The sequence below is a fragment of the Daejeonella lutea genome (genome assembly GCF_900168015.1).
Classification (GTDB): Bacteria; Bacteroidota; Bacteroidia; order Sphingobacteriales; family Sphingobacteriaceae; genus Daejeonella; species Daejeonella lutea.
In genome coordinates, this window is record NZ_FUYR01000001.1 from 1,285,117 (window position 1) to 1,301,275 (window position 16,159).

Consider the following 16,159-nt stretch of genomic DNA (forward strand, 5'->3'; position numbering starts at 1 on the left):
AAAAAGTTAGACTGGAACTACTGAAGTTTTGGCACTGTGACGTTCACCAGGTAGGACTCGTCGATGACGTATTTGGCCATCGGTGATGGTTCGTCGATGTACTGGTAAATGTCACGGTCTTCCAGGGAGATCATTCCAATTGTAAGATTCTGAACTTTACCGGGAACGAGCTCTACCCTTGCCTCCGTTGGCTCATCGGGCTGGAGCAGGTTCATCTCGCAGGATGTAAATCCAAGAGATTTTAACCTGAGAATTATTTCGGGAGTTACTGCTATGTAGGCCATGTGGTTTCGAATTTAAAGATAAAAATAATTATGGAATTGGATCGGTGATATCCCAGCCTTCCATGCACTTTCTGCACTCGATTATTTCTTGTTTAGCATTTGGGTTTGCAGGGGTGATTTCGTCTTTCTCACAGGATGTGCCCAGTGTGATGATGAACAGTAAAAGGGGTATGGTTAGTTTTTTCATGATTGGTAAATTTAGATTTAAGGGAAAAGCTTCCTTGCGGAAGCTTTCCAATGTGAGCGTTAAGAATTACGTGGTAAGGCAAAGGTTACTGTGGTAGTGATGACAATTGTTGAATCTGAAAAAGGAGCGGTGTGACTTTTTGATTTACCGAACGTAAAGCAACCAGACTTTTTCAATAGGGCGAATTTTGCTTTCTGTGTTTTCATAAATTTCTATATTTATGATAAAGAAGCGCCCTCTACTTTTTTCTACCTAATCTTTTACATTAACACCAGAACCTACTTGATAAAAGCGGCTCGATGCGTGATTTAGTTTTAAAAAATATCCCTGAGAAGCGTTATACAATATACTACCATGTAGTTGCCTGGGTAGTATTTATCTGTTATGAAGTGACTTTGTCGGCCGCCATAAGAGGGTCATACAATCATTACTCTGATTACCTATTTCATTACCCGCTTTATATTATTCTATTTTACGTACACTGTTTTATAATTTTGGCAGATTTATCTGTTAAGACGGTAATTGATTTCGTCAAGTTGTCTCTTTTTCTCGGCCTAGAACTTGCAGTTTATTATGGGTTGAATGTCTTAATAAATAACTATCTGGCCGCGAGCGGTTGGGAAGTAAATGTTATTGATCCGTCGTCACGATTATTTCATTTAGGAACGTTCTACCGGTTTTTGTACATCGCTGGTTTAAGCACTGGATTTCGTATAGCGTTAAACTTGTTAGCAAGTCAAAGACGAAACATCGAATACTTGACTGAGACTTTAACTCATCAGAAAGAGAAAGAGTCGCTAAAAGCTGAATTGCTTAACTCCGAATTATCGTTCCTCCGATCCCAAATCAACCCTCACTTCCTTTTCAATTCACTGAACTCTGTGTACAACCGCATTCGTAAAAATGATCCAAATAGTGCTGAATATGTGATGGCATTAGCGGATCTGATGCAATATGCGCTGAAGCCACAGGCTGCCACAGAGGAGGTTCCGGTGGAAGATGAGTTGGACCATATTAGCAATTACTTCAAACTGCAGCAAATGCGATACTCGGCGCATATTGATTTAAAGATCTTTAATGAGGATCGGGAGCTGAAGATTATTCCTTTGTTATTGATCAGCTTGGTGGAAAATGTTTTTCAACATGGTGATCTGAATCGAGCAGATATTCCCCCGATTATTGAGATTAGCGTTTTGGATGGGCAACTCAACCTGCAAACCAGCAACTACACCAGAACGGATCCGAGACGAGGCAATGGAGTTGGTTTGACCAATACACGTAAGCGGCTGGAATTGCATTATCCAGGCAGGTATAGCCTTGAATATGGAGCTGATAAGAATATTTTCAAACTCAAATTACATCTTAACCTAAAATGATATGTCAGATTATAGCTGTTACATTGTAGATGATGAAGCTGATTCACTTGAGATCCTGCAAGATTATGTAGCGCAGACACCCAGTCTTTCACTTACTTATTCCACTAACAATCCACGGGACATTTTCTCGGTTATACCCAAGGATGGCAAACCTAAAATCACTTTCCTGGATATAGAGATGCCTGGTATTACAGGCTTGGAACTCGCCGGATTGATCAATTCTCATACAGCGGTGATCTTTGTTACCTCGCATTCCGAACATGCATTAGAAGCATTTGAAAAAGATGCTTATGATTTCCTGGTCAAACCTGTTTCTTACCCGAGGTTCCTGAAAGCAGTTGCTAAAGTGCAGAGCCGGATACAAAGCGAAGTCAATTCTGCCCCACAAGAAGAAACTTACTTCTATATCCGGGGAAACCGACAGGGTGAACTCATAAAAATTCATTTTAATGAAATCCTGTACCTCGAATCACTGCAAAATTATGTCAAGCTGCATACGGAAAAAGGTACTCACATTACCTATTTAACGCTTAAGGAATTTGAGTTTAAGCTCAACCGGAATAATTTCCTAAAAGTCCACAAGAGCTATGTTGTAAATCTCGACAGTATTGCACGCCATATCGATAACAAGCTCTACATGAAAAATGAATTCGCAGTACCCATTGGGGCAAGCTACCGGCAGGAACTGCTGATCAGATTAAAAAATAGAATTTTTTCTACGGACCGCCGAAAAACCGGCGATTAGCCTTACGTTTATACGAGGGATTCACAGCATTCAACCTTCTATCGTCACCGTATAAAAACCGATGACTTCATTCAATGTGCTGCCAAACGAATCTGTTATTTCCTCAAATCTGCTATGATATGATTTTGAATTCGAGTCGTTAGGGGCGTAATTTGATTTTGGTATTCAACAGGGAGGCTTAAGTTGGATATATCAGCAATCGTTTTGGTAAACTCATATCGTCGGGCTTGCATAGCACTGTCAGCCTTCCACTCCATAAGTTTGAACTCAGCGTCTATTTGCTCATCTGTAAATCCCTGCTCCTTTTTAGCAGCCCTCATCTGCGGCATCTGCGCTCGACGTTGTTCTCTCATCTGAACATGTTGCTGCATTAAATTGTCGTTCGAGATCTGCGGTAAAAGGCTTTCATTTAAATACTTCATTACCACAATATCCCGTGCAAGTGCATTTGCAACAAGACTGTTGTTCATACTATAGGTATCATCCCAAAACACCCCGGCAAAAATATTAGCGCCTTCCACTGGCACGGTTCTAAAATTGCAGTACTTTCTATCTGTGAATGTGAAATATGAATTGTTTTGATTTTGAGCTGTGAGCCAATTAGATAGTGGAATAGACTGATTGGGGTTGGTAGGCAGGTCTATAACCATCGTATCGGTAAATGTTTTGCCGTTCACAATTCTCTTCTGAAGTATGGCCGCTGCTACATGAAAACCCCAATAGATGCTGTCATTTTTCGTGAGGTGATTTGGGTCAGGCATCTTTAACTGCACACCAAACCCGTTCGGATAAATCATGTTTTTAGCAAAATTCCAAACCTTAAAAGTCTCCATATTGAACTTAGCCTTGAGCCACAAACTAATATAATGTGATTTGAAATTACACCCGGAGTTTATGTAACGATAATCAAAATATTCACTTGTCTTAACGCTCTGAATTGCGGCCTGTACTTCCGCAGCCGAATATGCCGGATAATTTTTAAGATTTACAGCATATTCGTTAACACTGAAATGCGACTGGCCACTTCCCTTGGAATAGCTTGCTATGATAATAAATGCGACAAGAAAACTTTTAACGATCGCTTGCATATAGTTGTTATTAAATTTGAGGTTTAGTTAATTATATCCTTAAAGAGTTTTCCGCTTATTGCACCGCCGATAGTTACCTGTCCATTAGTCAAACCCTTAATTTTTGCCCCACCTATTACAGGTAATGCAAAAAAGAAATGTGTATCGTTAAACCATAAGTCAACATTTAATTCTCCCCCCCAAAAGCCTGTCTTGGTTGTTCCAAATATTTTCTGCTTAAAGTCATCTTCCGTTGAGGCGTCGCCCTTAAATCCCCGGTAGGACAAGCCCAGATCAGCTGTTGCTGAAATCGTTGATTTTGGCCCTTCATGGTTAAAAAGAAAACGCGTAAGCTGGGCTTTTAGACTTAATGGAGTTGCCTTATACGTCACCGCGTCTTGTCTCCAGTCAACAGAGGCAGCAATAAACGAAGTATTATAACCCCATTTGTTACCGGGTTTAAAAACTGATCGCAAATCAAATTGGAAAGAGTGTCCACCATTTCCAGGCAATAACAAAGATCCCCCGTTAGACTTATCTCCAGTAAAGTCTATAGTCGAATTATTTTGCAGGGAGAAAATGAGATTTCCCTGAAGACGTCCTTCTTTATAAAACGAAACACCGGTTGATCCTTTCCCGAGACTCTTATCAGATTCACCGTTCAGTCCGTCGAAAAGACCGGCTGCTCCGATTATGTCGAATTTTAGATCGGTATCGGTTATTGTGCTATCCAGGAAATTAGGTTTCTGGGACTTGTTAATGTAGTTCGGCCCCATTTGCGCCAAGGCTGTTAAAAATAAAAGCTGCGCAAAAATAAATGTGAAAGTTGTTTTCATAAGCTTAGTTTATCGAATTTAATTATATATATATAACTGTAACTGGTGGATTTCCACCATTTTAACTTTCATTATTCCCGATCGAACACGGATTGAGATGCAAGGGCTCTGGCGATTTTTGCCGCGAAATAATATGAGCGAACTTCGTTGTCACGTTGATCATGAAGAAAAAGCCTGTTAAGATGCATATGATTTATATCTATGATCATCTGCGGCTTTGTCCACGACGGGAGAGCCATAACAGCTATCCGGACATATTCCAAATATTGCTTCTCTAATGAGGTGCCGACATGTCGACCAACATGTTGCAGCAGTTCGCGCCGATAAGATCTGAATTGGGTATCGAAGTCAATTCTCTTACTCTTCCCCAGATTTCCTGTAACACCTTCGCAAAGCTCGTGTAAGTCTGATAAAGAGAAATTCAGTGCATTAAAGAGGATAAGCAAATGATTAACTGCAGAGAAAATCAGCTTTTCTTCACTTCCTGGCCCAGCATCGCTCAGCTCTGATAAAACAATTTCGCTGCTCATCTCAAAAATCCGCTCTGCTTTTTCAATGCCTATAGGTGCATACCTCTCCGTCTCCTTGAAATAAGTCGACAATTCGATCTTTCTTATGTTGGGTAATAGGCGCAGCTTGCTTTCCAATTCCTGATATCGCTCCAAGAGAATCGCGTACCGGATGTTCACCTGTTTCACCCGAAGCCGTAAATGAAAGTCATCATCATAGTAGCTGATAAAAAACCAGGAAACGATATTGCCACTATCCAGATTTTCTTTGATAAAGGGCTGAATGAAGTTTAGCAGCAAATCGGGATAACCTGCAGGATGCAGGTAAATCTTAAGGTACAGCCACTCATCAAAAGGCAGCAACTTGCTCTTCGATTCATGCATGAGTATTTCGCGCCCGACGAGGTTCGGATAGCTTATCTCCCTATTGGTCAGAAAAGCGATACACTCGTGTGTATATCCATTATCCTGTTCATCTTTCACCATGGTTTCCTGACTTTTAAAGTATTCCCGCAGTATGACCTTGCCGGCTACAGGGATAGTTTGCAGCAACAGTGCAACATCCTCTCCAAGGGAGCGATTAATGTGGAGCAAATGATCGTGAACTTCGTAATAGAATTCTTCGGGGAGATTTATCCGGGAGGCAAATTCGTTGAAGGCGGAGAATTGCGTTGTAGGATACTCTCCGGCAGCTGGAAAGAGTTCCTTAGCGTTCATTCGCCAGGAGGCCGCTTCAAGTATTACGTCTTTATAGACTACTCTTGGATAAAAAGCTAGTCCGGGGAAAAGCCCGGCCATACTGAAGTTTAAATTTGAATCAAGTCCCTCGTGCTGCAGATCACAAAGAAAACGAAATACTGGCAGCGTACTCCGATGGAAGTTATAGGCATTACTATACCGGGGGATTACCTGTTTGTTCAACCGGGCAGAGCGTAGAATAAGTCGATTGTTTACCAGGGATACATACAAATCGCCCAGATCTAAAACAAATTCGTCCTGAACATCCGGTGCTTCAAAAAAAGGAATCTGGTATTGGTAAACTGTGGCCCTGGTGTTCACACTAGCTACATCCGGGCCATCTACATGCAAGATCTCAGCAAACACTACTTCCGGGTTATGGTTGATCTCCACTGAAGCAAGCTCCTTCGCGACATCCAGGATAACTGAGTCAAGAGCGGTGAAACGACCGATCATATTCAGGCTGCTAGCTCCTCCAGCAGCTTTAACATGGAGCTTGTCGCCCAGGGAGCTGAACATGACTGCCATGCCGGGAGGATAGACTCTCTCACTGGTTTTCAGGCCGGCGAGGTCGCTATCAGATATCTCCAGTTCGGGAATTGAACCTTTATGGCTCGTCCATTTAGAAAGCAGCAGCTCATGCAGTGGCGACCATGGGATGCCCGCAGCTCCTGCCTGTCTTTCGGCCGAGCTATTACCAGTCAATCCGTCGTAGTCTATTCCGAGCTCCGGGTCCAGCGCTTGCAGCAAGGGTACTGTTCTCCTGTCGAAAAGCTTCTCAAATCGTGTTTTAAATTGAGTTAATGCTGCAGACTCATGCCTGATACTGATCTTCTCCAGGCAATGAATACCCTGTCGGATCTTCCGCTCTATGCCCGTAGGTAAAGAACCATCCACACGCACAGTACAATAAGAATCGTATTTTGATCCCGGAGCCTTCCTGGGTTTCGCCGCCAATAAAACGGGGTACTCTTGCAGGCTTTTATGAGCCGGCAGGATGATCTGCAAGTTTTTTAGCTGATCAGCAAACTCATTAAGCTCAGCGTTATTGATGCCGTGTTCCCGAATTAAATTCTCCAGATATTTATTGCTAAAGGAACCGTGTTTTGAGATAAGCTTTCCTATTAAACCGGAACCGAAAACCTCGGAAATTGAAAATGTAGATTGAGAACCATTTTCCGTTTTCGTAAGAACTCGAAAATCCTCGCCGTAAGGGTAAAGAAATGGATTGACGCGATAGGAGGAACACTGACTTATATCAGATGTTTTATGCTTTTCTTTTACAAGCGCTCTAAACGAATCAGTTTTAACAATTATCCCGGATTCTCCGACGATTGGAACAAGCGCCACTCCAGCAAAAGTTCCGAAAGGTGTTGGCCTGTAGCACATTCGCTTCTGGTATTTTGCCAGGGAATGCCTTACTTTCTTACTGCAAGCATTCAACTCAAAATCGTTTTTCTCCAACTCCTTGTAAAGTGAATCACTCGCCAGGTAAAGGGCCTCTCTGAACACCGGATCCTTGAGCATTTCATCCATCCCAGCCCCTGCCCTATTTACAGGAAATCGTGGTACACGCAGAATGATCCGGGGATGGAGATCGTAGTTCATCATAGGCAATCGAAATTACCCCGAGACTCTACGCCTTCGACATGATGTAGCCTGCTATTAAACCGTGTTCATCAAGCGAGTTGCGACGATGGTGTAAATAAATTCTTACACCAGCAGATATCGTCCAAATTCATCTGAAAATAGAGGTAAGCGTGCCCAACCAAAGTACGGCTTAACCCTTAAGCGGAATTTTAATAGCCGGAATATGAATTCCTATCGTTCCCACGGACAACATCTGAAGGTGATGCTGGAAATGCTTGAAAAAGGCCGCTTCATTTCCCGCCAACAGGCTGCACGATATTTCGATTGCAGTGAGGATACAATCACAAATTGGCTTAACGAGCTTCGGGACGAAGGCCATGAGATACACTTTTCCCGCTCCCTCCAGCGATACGTTTTGAAAAAAAACGACGACAAAAAGTAAAGCTGAATTTTTTTCCGTTTTGGTCTTTTTTCTTTACATGCATAAATCAATTACTATGAAATGCCCGCTCATTGTTACAATCACTTCTGGACTGCTCATCCTTCTGTGGTCCTATGCAGCAGTCAGTAAGCTTGCAGTATTCTCATACTTTAAAAGTCAAATGAGCAAGCAAGTTTTTACGGCAGAGGTGGCGGATATTTTGGTATACCTGGTCCCCTTTACTGAATTAGTACTGGCGGGCTTGCTTTGCTTCACCCTGACCCGGATCTACGGATTTGTGCTGTCGGCAGTCTTATTAGCTTGGTTTAGTATTTATATCGTCCTGATCCTGGCAGGCGTATTTGGCAAAATACCCTGCTCTTGCGGCGGCGTATTATCGCAGCTTGGATGGTCCGAGCATCTTGCATTCAATCTTGTCTTTTTAGCATTGGCGCTTATAGGATTTGTTTCATTAAAAAAGGAGGTCGCATAAGAAAATAATAATGGGAAATGGGCTGAAACTTTAAGAAAGTGAGAGGCCAGTGTGTTGATTAACAAAAATATAAACCAAAGTTTTTCGCTTGCTTTTTGATCTAAAAAAGCATTCCTAATTATGAAAAATTTCAAAATCAATTTCGGTCTAATTGCTTTAATACTGGGTTCATTTGTTGCTTTCGCATTCAAAGCACCAGAAGCAAAACAAAATATTGGAAGTTCAATCCAATGGTTTTCTTATAATCCGCTCGCAGGTGATCCGGATGATCCCCAAGCTTACAGCGAATTACCTGGCGAGCCTGAATGTAATGGTGATGCAGATCTTTGTGCTATACAGGCAGAAGAAGATGGCATTAGTGGAAAACCAACACAAGCCGGAGTAGATTCTCCTGTGGCGGTTAGAGAGGAGCTTTAAACTATAAAAAAAGGTAAGACCCGGGCAGGGTCTTACTTTAACATTCGTTTTAATTTTGTGCCATCCCACTAGCTTCAATAACTTTTCGCGGAATTAAAAACACATAGTTCTTTTCCGCTGGAAGCACGTAAACCACACCTTTCGACACTTTAGTTATAGTAGTACGATAGCGCGCCTCGGCTTTCAGCCGGTTTATATCTCCCCATCGGAGGTTTCTAAAAAGCAGCTCCTTTCTACGCTCTTTCAAGATCAGGTCGAGAGCCTCCTGATCTGTACCAGCCTGAAAATTTACAAAACCGGGCTGCTTATATCTTTTGGCAGCGAGCTTATTCAAATAATCCAACGCTTTTGCACGATTTCCTATTCTTGACGCGCACTCGGCTGCGATAAGATAAAGCTCATCACTTGCCATCCCGCCGAAGTTAGTCAGTGAACCCACATAGCTTCCCCGGAACTGGATGTCTGCCGGACCGTTGCGCCTGAAAAATAAACTTTTTCGCAGGTCGTCTGCTCTGTATTCGTTGTATAAAATTTCGTCCGCGCAGGCATATGGGTAAGCGAGAGCCCTGTCTTGAACTAGTGAAGCATGAAAGATCACTTCCTCATTGTAGCGCTTAAACGGAAAGGTAGCAGCTGCGCTTAATGAGTTATAGTCCATTAGAGTTGGGAATAACTGCAGTGCTTTCTCAGCATTGATCAAAGATTGACTGTAATCATTCATGCTAAGATAGACACGCGCCAGGAGAGCATATCCCGCTGCCGTCGTCGGTTCTGTCCTGAACGTTACATTTTCAGGAAGCAGTTTCACAGCTTCGGTCAGGTCGCTTACAATTTTATCGTAGCATTGCCTGACACTAGACCTTTTCGAAACCTCGTTGATATCGGAATTCAATTTAAGGACAATGCCAGGATCCTGTGAAGCAGTAGTAACATTATAGGGTCTGGCAAATTCCTGGAGGAGCGTATAAAAGGCGAAAGACCGAAATAATAGTGCCGAGCCTTTAACAGTATTCCATAACTGCTGTTCTGAAGCTCTGGGCTGAATCTTATCCGTTCCCTCAAGCACAAGGTTTGTGTTAATTATAACAGCATAAGGCAAGGCCCAATCATTCCTCGCCTTATCGTTAAAGACATCACTTTGCCATAAATAAGAATTTACGGATGTTATCGATACCTGCGCGACCGGATCGAACTGTGTATCCCGTATAAAAATATTATCAGAGGCTGCTTCACCCAATGCCGGCACCTGCTGGTTCATTGTATTCGTATCATCGAGCAAGAGCTTCAAATTGCTTAGATTGTCAGAAGGCACCGCAAGCTTTTTATCAGGTTTCACTTCCAGATATTTCTCGCAGGATATGCTGAGACAGCTCAATAATATGATCAGGCTATATTTTATTTTCATGATTCTTTGGTTTAATGACTTGAGATTAAATTAAAAACTCGTACGTAGTCCGAACGATAAGCTATAAGACGGGGTCAGCGGAGAGCCCGGATAATCGGGGTCGAGGCCTGATTGATTAGATCTCCAGAGAAAGCCAGGGTTTCTGACGTTAGCAAACAGGATCATACCTTTTAGCGGCACCTTAACACGTTCTCCCTGGAACTGGTAAGAGAAATTCACGTCCTGCAGCCGGATATGGTCGCCCTTTTCGACGAGAACGGCCGAGTTTAGATAGAAATTATCTCTGGCCGCAACCGCGGGATAAACCCTTGAGGGCACAATAGTATGCTGTTCGTCACCGGGCTTTTGCCACCTCTGCGAATAGTCGCCATGGCCCCCGCCCCTGCTATATAATTGCGAATAGGAAATGGATTGGCGTCGGAAGTAATATCCAAATTTGTAGGTAAGGTTGAAGTAGGCAGAAAAGCCCTTATAAGAAACTGTATTCCCCAATGCACCAAAGACAGGCGGCAGAGCAGGACCGTGAAAGACAAGGTTATCTACAGTAGTGGTGGAGGCTATAGCCTGATAATTCGATACCGCCTGGCCATTCACGTATCCCATGGGATCGCCGGTATTCGGATTCAGACCAGCCCAGGGATAACTATAAAGACTATAAACAGGCTTTCCTTTAAGTGGGACAACACCCCGGCCGCTATTTATATAGGATTCCGCTGAAAACGCGCCTTCATTATAATATGATTTAAGCTCGTTGGCATTGTAGCTAAATATGAAATTAGAATTCCATTTAACCTTTCTGTCAATGTTTAATGAATTGATCTGTAAATCTACACCGCGTGTTACCATATCCGCTACATTGCGGCGGATAGTTCCTGACACTAAACCGTTGGTTGGATCGATTGGCTGATCCCCAATAAGATTATTCCCGTTTTTGATATAGTATTCTATGCTGCCGTTTACCCTGCTGTTTTTGATTCCAAAATCGACCCCCGCATTGAGCACACCCACGGTTTCCCAGCTAAGTTCCGGATTGGGATAGGAGCGGATCTGGGCATATGGGCTGCTGTTGAAATTCCCGCTGAACTGGGTAATAGTGGCTATTGCTGAAAGATTTCTATCAAGGTTACCGTTATAACCATAGGTCAGTCGTAATTTCAAATGGTCCAGGGAATTGAAGTGATAGAAATCTTCGTTGTGCAAATTCCAGGCAAAACCGGCAGACCATAATGGCACTCCTTTCTGGTTGCTTTTAACGCCAAACAAATTAGAAGCATCTCTCCTTCCGCTGGCTGAAATGATATAGCGATTATCATAAGTCCAGGCCGCATTCGCGAACCAGGCTGTATACCGGTTAAGCTGGTCTGTAAAATCATTCCCTTTAGGTATAGCCTGATTGCTCAGGGGATTTTGGTACATCGGGAACTGATCAATCAAATTCACGGGGACATTTGAGAGCCCATCATCTGAATAACCATACGTGAGGTAGGCATTTCCTTTGACGCCCACATCACGGATTTCCGCTCCACCAAGTACATCTACACGGTGTTTAGCCCATGCCTTTTGATATTCTAGTTGCCCTCGCCCGGTATGACTGGCAATTGCGGTTGAGTTCAGATTCAGGATATCGCCGCGTGGGACCTCGAACCTTAAGGCGCCAGCACTATTAGCTTGCGTAAAGCGGTTTATGAGATCGCGGGCAAAATAGCTCTCCACTCCTTTCCAGTCCCGGTAATCAGTCCTGCTATTCTCAAACTGGTACTGAACCTTTGCAGTCAGGCCTGAAAGAATCTGATAATCCACCCCCATATTTAAAATCAGTGATTTTTGGTCCGTCCTTAATTCCTGGTATTTATAGTCTTCCAGGGGCCTGTACTGCCAGTTGAGTAGGCCTTTATCTTCAATGTTGGTTACAAAGGAAGTGCGGTAATCCTTGGTTAATATCGCTGGATTACCCTGGTCATCAGCCAGGCGCGCATAAGGATATAGGGTTGTGTTCTGCCCGGGAAAAATCTCTCCTATACCCGGCATTCCAGCTATCTCTTTTCCGCTGCTGTAGGCGATATTCGGCCTGATCTTCACTTTTTTGCCTAGTGAAATCACCTCATCCGCGCGCAGTGTAAGCCGATCGTACTGCCCTGAAGTAAAGTTAGTGTTCTTATCAAAACCGGCTGATACGTAATAGCTATTCCATTCAGACCCGCCATGGACATTGACCGCATACTGCTGGTTAAAGCTGTTCTTATAGATGTATTTCTCAAAATCATCCATGACATTATTGGATGCTAGTCTTGCCAACTGTTCATCGGCAGCCGCGGGAGACAACTTACCATCACGACGCGCTATCAGGATTTCCACTACTGGCGACAATCCTGGTCGTGAAGGATCTTTTTCTAATGCGCTATAAAAACCTTTATCAAACAGAGTTTTTTCTTCATTGATTAATTCGGCTGATGAAATCGTGCGGTTATAGCCAAGGTCTGGTTGGTTCCCTATACTGAAGGTCGAATTGAATCCAACTTCGGGCTTTTTATTTGCGCGGCCCTTTTTTGTGGTAATCACAATTACACCATTTGCGGCTCGTACGCCCCAGATAGATGCCGCAGCGGCATCTTTTAAAATGGAAATACTCTCCACGTCATTGGGATTGATATCCTTTATATTTCCCTCATATGGAAAGTTGTTCAATACAACCAGCGGTGCCTGGCCAGCGAAGATTGTGCTAAGCCCCCTGACGCTTACCTTCGGCTCCCCCTGATTTCTCTCATCAAAAAGAACGCTGTTCGTTACACCCTTTAGGCGGCCAAGAATATCGGTTGTGTTAGTACGGTTAATGGTGTTCTGATCAATGAACACGAATGAACCCGTGCTCCGTTCCGCTGGAACCTGATAGTAGCCTGTACTCACACTAACCTCTTCAAGCTGCCGGCTTATCGGGAGCAGCACTGCCACGATTTTTTCCGACCGTAATGAGGTAACGGCCAAGGTTAGCGGCTTATAACCAACAAAAGTTATGTATAGCGAGTCTGATGCATAAGTGGAACGCAAGATAAAATCACCATTAGCATCGGCGGAAGTACTTGTCCCAGCTTTTTTCAGTATTACAGAAGCTCCCGGCAGAGGCTCTCCCGATTGCGTAAGTACCCTGCCTTTTATATCTTCCTGCCCTAAACAATAGAGCGCGGAGAGTATCAAAACCATTATGATAGCTATTGTCTTCATATTAATTGTGGTTTATGAGGTGAGAACGAGATGAATGTTGGTTGTCTGTAGAGTAAAAGACCAGTATATCGATCGGCCGGTCAGCCTGCTCGATCATTAGTCCATATTTAGCGAGCTCAGCATTTAAGCCAGCGACACTATTAATATCTCCTCTGAAGGATATATCTGCCCTGCCTGAAAAATTCGTTTCATCAAGAACGGGCAGGCCACCAGCAAGATCTGCTATATAGTCGGTCAATACATTGAGAGTGGAATTCACCATCGCCTTTTTATCCTGGCCATTTTTTTTCAGGTTACTAGAAGCCAGTGCTCCGCCTGTCTCGAGTTTCACCTTTCCCGGTATCGTGCGCAGGACATAACAGGTTGATATTCTATTTTCCACGCGTGCAGATCTACCGAATAGCTTTTCGAGATCGTCCAGCATAAAGTTGTGGATCCGATCGCCCAAGGACGCTGGCAGGCTTAGCTCATAGCAGTACTTATTTGCCCCTTTGTCAATAGCGATTGTTCGATCAATGGTCATTGGGGGAACAGCATTTTGGTAGGCGATCCGGTTCATAGGCCATCTGTACCCTGGCAGCTTCAGGGCTAAAAAGAACAAATTCAATTCTCCCTGGTTTATAGCTTTCATCTGCACTACACTGCTATCCTTGCGGATCGACATCCCTCCGGGTACACCTTCTGAATAGCCAGATAGCACCGAATAATATAAGCTGCTGGTGTGAGCTGCACTCGACACTGAAAAAAGAGGCTCCCTAGAGTTATATTGCATATTATCCGATTTTGGGGAGCTGAATACATATGGCTTGCCTTCCATTATCCGGCTAATGACGTTTACATTAACATCCTCAGAGCTCGTAATCCCCAGGATTCTCTGATCCCGACCGATCCATACCATGTGCGGATATAGGTAATGGGGGAATATTTTGTTTAATGTAAGGTCTTCGGAAATCAATGTCTGATTGGATAATCCCCTTTCAAGAGCAATAGCTTTCATTCGATCTAAAGAGCCCTTTCCAACAGAAATTATCTTCAGATTGCCATCAAAGCTTTTTTCCAGTTTGGCTGTTTCTGAAAGAAACTCGGTACTGGCCCGACAATTCGTACTCCAAAAACTGAGTATTAGCAACTTTCCTTCATAATCTGTTGTCTTAAATTCATGCTGGGTCGGGCTCATAATGTTCTTAAGGAAAGTTTCAGGGAGTTTATCCCCTATTCTGAGCGCTATTTGTGCCAGGGCGGGCTTTGCCCAAAAAAAGCAAAGCATAGCCACAGCGATATATTTTATCGTTTTTTTCATATATAAAAATTTGATGATGAAGAAAAATTAAGAAAGAACGGCAGCCCTAAACTGATCTAACCCTGCCTGCCGGCAGGCAGGCAATTAACCAAGTAAAAATTTGGCTGCCGTCTAAAGGCACATGGATTATTCCGGGTGGCGTTTCAGCGAAGCATAGAGGCGATTGCTGGAATCGACCTGAGAGGTTTCTTCCGCCTGACTTTTGACCCCTTCGGAGATAAGTTGTTCTTCCAGCTCATGTAACACGCCAATAATTTCTTCTAGGATTGTGAAGTAATTTGTGACTTTGAGTTCTTCAGCACTTTCCAGACTGACTGGCTCGTCCGTAAGAAAACAGTCAAACGAATCGCGAAGGTCCTCACTGCTTTTTAAGCGGAATTGAGAGGAAAAGAAACCACCGAGCTTCCTGATCGCAGCTTCAAGATTAGAATGATTTGGTTTTGCACTCATAGTTTATCAATTAGTACTATGAGTCTTAAGAGGGCACCAAAAATAAGGCGTGGAACCCACCTACTGTCTAGAGGTACTGGTATACCCGGGAACAAATAAGTGAGCCCACGCCTATAGCGTGAGCATTTCACCTATCCTCTCGTTCCCATTGAAATTACCAGTTTCCTAGACGAGACTCTAAGTGCGAATGCTTCAATATTTATGAAGTCCGCTAAAATAATTTATATCATGCTCATTAATTATTTTTTCCAATCCGAAGATAAGAATAAAAAATAATATGTCACAATAGTGTGTCCAAAATAAATGCATTTCTTCCCTTACTTAGGTGAAGAAAATGGAGGCGCAAAAAGGAATATCTCTAATCGATCAATATGTGATTGATTTCGTAAGAAAGCTACGAGATACAAGTAATTTGAGCCAAGAAGAGATTGCAAACATTATTGGAGTAACAAGAACGTATATAACAAACGTCGAAAGCACAAAGCATCCAGCCAAATACAATCTAAGCCATGTCAACTTGCTGGCTGATTACTTCAACTTGTCTCCTAAAGATTTCCTCCCCACTAAACCACTATAAAGAATCAGTGGCCTGATATTAATCTCGCTCGCTTTTTTGACCACCTGTTGGGGTATAAATACAGGGGATTAACTCCTCCAATGCTTCTAGAAAATCCAGCATCCCTTCTGCCTTACCGTCCACCTGGTCAGCATTTATTGAGTTATTAACTTGGTCGAATACCTGGTTTAACAATTCTGTACTTTCCTGAATATTATAGGAAGATAGAAAATTGTTTAAGTTGAGTTCGGCTTGATCTGTTGTCATGGTGAGTTGAGTTATAATTTTTTTTCAATTATAAGGATTGGGGTGGGAAAAGGGAGAAAGGGATGAGGGAACGGTACGGAAGAAGTTGTTTGGAGGTTCAGGATTAAGCTGGGAAAGCGAATTGCGCTATTGCGAAAGCGACAAAATCTTGATCAAACTGAACTTGCTGCAATTCTTAACGGAAAAGACAAACCGTTTATTAACCGTATGAAAAGCAAGGAGCAAATCCTACAGCTTTTCTGCTAATTCAAATTGCTGAGGCTTTATCTGTTTCGCTAGATGAACTTATCGATTTTTCA

At 43.0% G+C, this 16,159-nt stretch carries 16 protein-coding genes; 6 read left to right on the plus strand and 10 right to left on the minus strand.

Features of this window, described 5'->3' with window-relative positions; genetic code table 11:
• Positions 1-17: 17 nt before the first annotated feature.
• Both B5X60_RS05765 and B5X60_RS18230 read right to left on the minus strand, forming a co-directional pair.
• Entirely contained in the window at positions 18-215 is a 198-nt protein-coding gene (locus tag B5X60_RS05765) for a hypothetical protein (protein ID WP_139377369.1), read from the minus strand.
• Between the two features lie 97 nt (positions 216-312).
• Entirely contained in the window at positions 313-471 is a 159-nt protein-coding gene (locus B5X60_RS18230) for a hypothetical protein (protein ID WP_170878386.1), read from the minus strand.
• A gap of 299 nt (positions 472-770) precedes the next feature.
• On the opposite strand from B5X60_RS18230, the gene B5X60_RS05775 reads away from it, so the two are divergent.
• Both B5X60_RS05775 and B5X60_RS05780 read left to right on the plus strand, forming a co-directional pair.
• Entirely contained in the window at positions 771-1,847 is a 1,077-nt protein-coding gene (locus B5X60_RS05775) for a sensor histidine kinase (protein ID WP_079701660.1), read from the plus strand.
• A gap of 1 nt (position 1,848) precedes the next feature.
• Positions 1,849-2,592: a LytR/AlgR family response regulator transcription factor gene (locus B5X60_RS05780; RefSeq protein WP_079701661.1), complete on the plus strand. Its 744-nt coding sequence runs from the start codon at positions 1,849-1,851 to the stop codon at positions 2,590-2,592.
• A gap of 95 nt (positions 2,593-2,687) precedes the next feature.
• Here B5X60_RS05780 and B5X60_RS05785 read toward each other — a convergent pair whose 3' ends face one another.
• The 3 genes from B5X60_RS05785 to B5X60_RS05795 all read right to left on the minus strand — a co-directional run bounded on the left by B5X60_RS05785 (position 2,688) and on the right by B5X60_RS05795 (position 7,353).
• Positions 2,688-3,680, minus strand: coding sequence for a protein-glutamine glutaminase family protein (locus tag B5X60_RS05785; protein ID WP_079701662.1), 993 nt, complete (start codon positions 3,678-3,680; stop codon positions 2,688-2,690).
• A 23-nt stretch (positions 3,681-3,703) separates the two neighbouring features.
• The gene (locus B5X60_RS05790; protein WP_079701663.1) at positions 3,704-4,495 is read right to left on the minus strand and encodes a hypothetical protein; all 792 of its coding nucleotides are present in this window, start codon (positions 4,493-4,495) and stop codon (positions 3,704-3,706) included.
• Between the two features lie 71 nt (positions 4,496-4,566).
• Positions 4,567-7,353, minus strand: a complete 2,787-nt coding sequence (locus B5X60_RS05795) for a lantibiotic dehydratase (RefSeq protein WP_079701664.1) — start codon at positions 7,351-7,353, stop codon at positions 4,567-4,569.
• Between the two features lie 202 nt (positions 7,354-7,555).
• Here B5X60_RS05795 and B5X60_RS05800 point away from each other — a divergent pair, with 202 nt between their 5' ends.
• The 3 genes from B5X60_RS05800 to B5X60_RS05810 all read left to right on the plus strand — a co-directional run bounded on the left by B5X60_RS05800 (position 7,556) and on the right by B5X60_RS05810 (position 8,663).
• Positions 7,556-7,774: a DeoR family transcriptional regulator gene (locus B5X60_RS05800; protein WP_079701665.1), complete on the plus strand. Its 219-nt coding sequence runs from the start codon at positions 7,556-7,558 to the stop codon at positions 7,772-7,774.
• 55 nt (positions 7,775-7,829) lie between these two features.
• A complete protein-coding gene (locus B5X60_RS05805) occupies positions 7,830-8,246 on the plus strand; it encodes a MauE/DoxX family redox-associated membrane protein (protein WP_079701666.1) in 417 nt (138 codons plus the stop codon).
• A gap of 120 nt (positions 8,247-8,366) precedes the next feature.
• Complete coding sequence (locus tag B5X60_RS05810; protein WP_079701667.1) at positions 8,367-8,663, plus strand: hypothetical protein; 297 nt, start codon at positions 8,367-8,369, stop codon at positions 8,661-8,663.
• 49 nt (positions 8,664-8,712) lie between these two features.
• On the opposite strand, the gene B5X60_RS05815 is transcribed toward B5X60_RS05810, so the two are convergent.
• The 4 genes from B5X60_RS05815 to B5X60_RS05830 form a co-directional block, all read right to left on the minus strand.
• Positions 8,713-10,068, minus strand: coding sequence for a RagB/SusD family nutrient uptake outer membrane protein (locus B5X60_RS05815; RefSeq protein WP_079701668.1), 1,356 nt, complete (start codon positions 10,066-10,068; stop codon positions 8,713-8,715).
• A gap of 30 nt (positions 10,069-10,098) precedes the next feature.
• The gene (locus tag B5X60_RS05820; RefSeq protein ID WP_079701669.1) at positions 10,099-13,287 is read right to left on the minus strand and encodes a SusC/RagA family TonB-linked outer membrane protein; all 3,189 of its coding nucleotides are present in this window, start codon (positions 13,285-13,287) and stop codon (positions 10,099-10,101) included.
• Between the two features lies 1 nt (position 13,288).
• Complete coding sequence (locus tag B5X60_RS05825) at positions 13,289-14,587, minus strand: TlpA family protein disulfide reductase (RefSeq protein WP_079701670.1); 1,299 nt, start codon at positions 14,585-14,587, stop codon at positions 13,289-13,291.
• Between the two features lie 126 nt (positions 14,588-14,713).
• Positions 14,714-15,037, minus strand: a complete 324-nt coding sequence (locus B5X60_RS05830) for a hypothetical protein (protein WP_079701671.1) — start codon at positions 15,035-15,037, stop codon at positions 14,714-14,716.
• A gap of 334 nt (positions 15,038-15,371) precedes the next feature.
• Here B5X60_RS05830 and B5X60_RS18625 point away from each other — a divergent pair, with 334 nt between their 5' ends.
• Positions 15,372-15,614, plus strand: a complete 243-nt coding sequence (locus B5X60_RS18625; protein WP_079701672.1) for a helix-turn-helix domain-containing protein — start codon at positions 15,372-15,374, stop codon at positions 15,612-15,614.
• An 18-nt stretch (positions 15,615-15,632) separates the two neighbouring features.
• On the opposite strand, the gene B5X60_RS05840 is transcribed toward B5X60_RS18625, so the two are convergent.
• The gene (locus B5X60_RS05840) at positions 15,633-15,860 is read right to left on the minus strand and encodes a hypothetical protein (protein ID WP_079701673.1); all 228 of its coding nucleotides are present in this window, start codon (positions 15,858-15,860) and stop codon (positions 15,633-15,635) included.
• Positions 15,861-16,159 lie beyond the last annotated feature (299 nt).

Coding starts and splice junctions, on each gene's coding strand:
- B5X60_RS05785 (WP_079701662.1), bottom strand. CDS start 3,680: ATGCAAGCGATCGTTAAAAGTTTTCTTGTCGCATTTATTATCATAGCA.
- B5X60_RS05840 (WP_079701673.1), bottom strand. CDS start 15,860: ATGACAACAGATCAAGCCGAACTCAACTTAAACAATTTTCTATCTTCC.
- B5X60_RS05800 (WP_079701665.1), top strand. CDS start 7,556: ATGAATTCCTATCGTTCCCACGGACAACATCTGAAGGTGATGCTGGAA.
- B5X60_RS05825 (WP_079701670.1), bottom strand. CDS start 14,587: ATGAAAAAAACGATAAAATATATCGCTGTGGCTATGCTTTGCTTTTTT.
- B5X60_RS05830 (WP_079701671.1), bottom strand. CDS start 15,037: ATGAGTGCAAAACCAAATCATTCTAATCTTGAAGCTGCGATCAGGAAG.
- B5X60_RS05815 (WP_079701668.1), bottom strand. CDS start 10,068: ATGAAAATAAAATATAGCCTGATCATATTATTGAGCTGTCTCAGCATA.
- B5X60_RS05775 (WP_079701660.1), top strand. CDS start 771: ATGCGTGATTTAGTTTTAAAAAATATCCCTGAGAAGCGTTATACAATA.
- B5X60_RS18625 (WP_079701672.1), top strand. CDS start 15,372: ATGGAGGCGCAAAAAGGAATATCTCTAATCGATCAATATGTGATTGAT.
- B5X60_RS05805 (WP_079701666.1), top strand. CDS start 7,830: ATGAAATGCCCGCTCATTGTTACAATCACTTCTGGACTGCTCATCCTT.
- B5X60_RS05780 (WP_079701661.1), top strand. CDS start 1,849: ATGTCAGATTATAGCTGTTACATTGTAGATGATGAAGCTGATTCACTT.
- B5X60_RS05790 (WP_079701663.1), bottom strand. CDS start 4,495: ATGAAAACAACTTTCACATTTATTTTTGCGCAGCTTTTATTTTTAACA.
- B5X60_RS05795 (WP_079701664.1), bottom strand. CDS start 7,353: ATGATGAACTACGATCTCCATCCCCGGATCATTCTGCGTGTACCACGA.
- B5X60_RS05765 (WP_139377369.1), bottom strand. CDS start 215: ATGAACCTGCTCCAGCCCGATGAGCCAACGGAGGCAAGGGTAGAGCTC.
- B5X60_RS18230 (WP_170878386.1), bottom strand. CDS start 471: ATGAAAAAACTAACCATACCCCTTTTACTGTTCATCATCACACTGGGC.
- B5X60_RS05810 (WP_079701667.1), top strand. CDS start 8,367: ATGAAAAATTTCAAAATCAATTTCGGTCTAATTGCTTTAATACTGGGT.
- B5X60_RS05820 (WP_079701669.1), bottom strand. CDS start 13,287: ATGAAGACAATAGCTATCATAATGGTTTTGATACTCTCCGCGCTCTAT.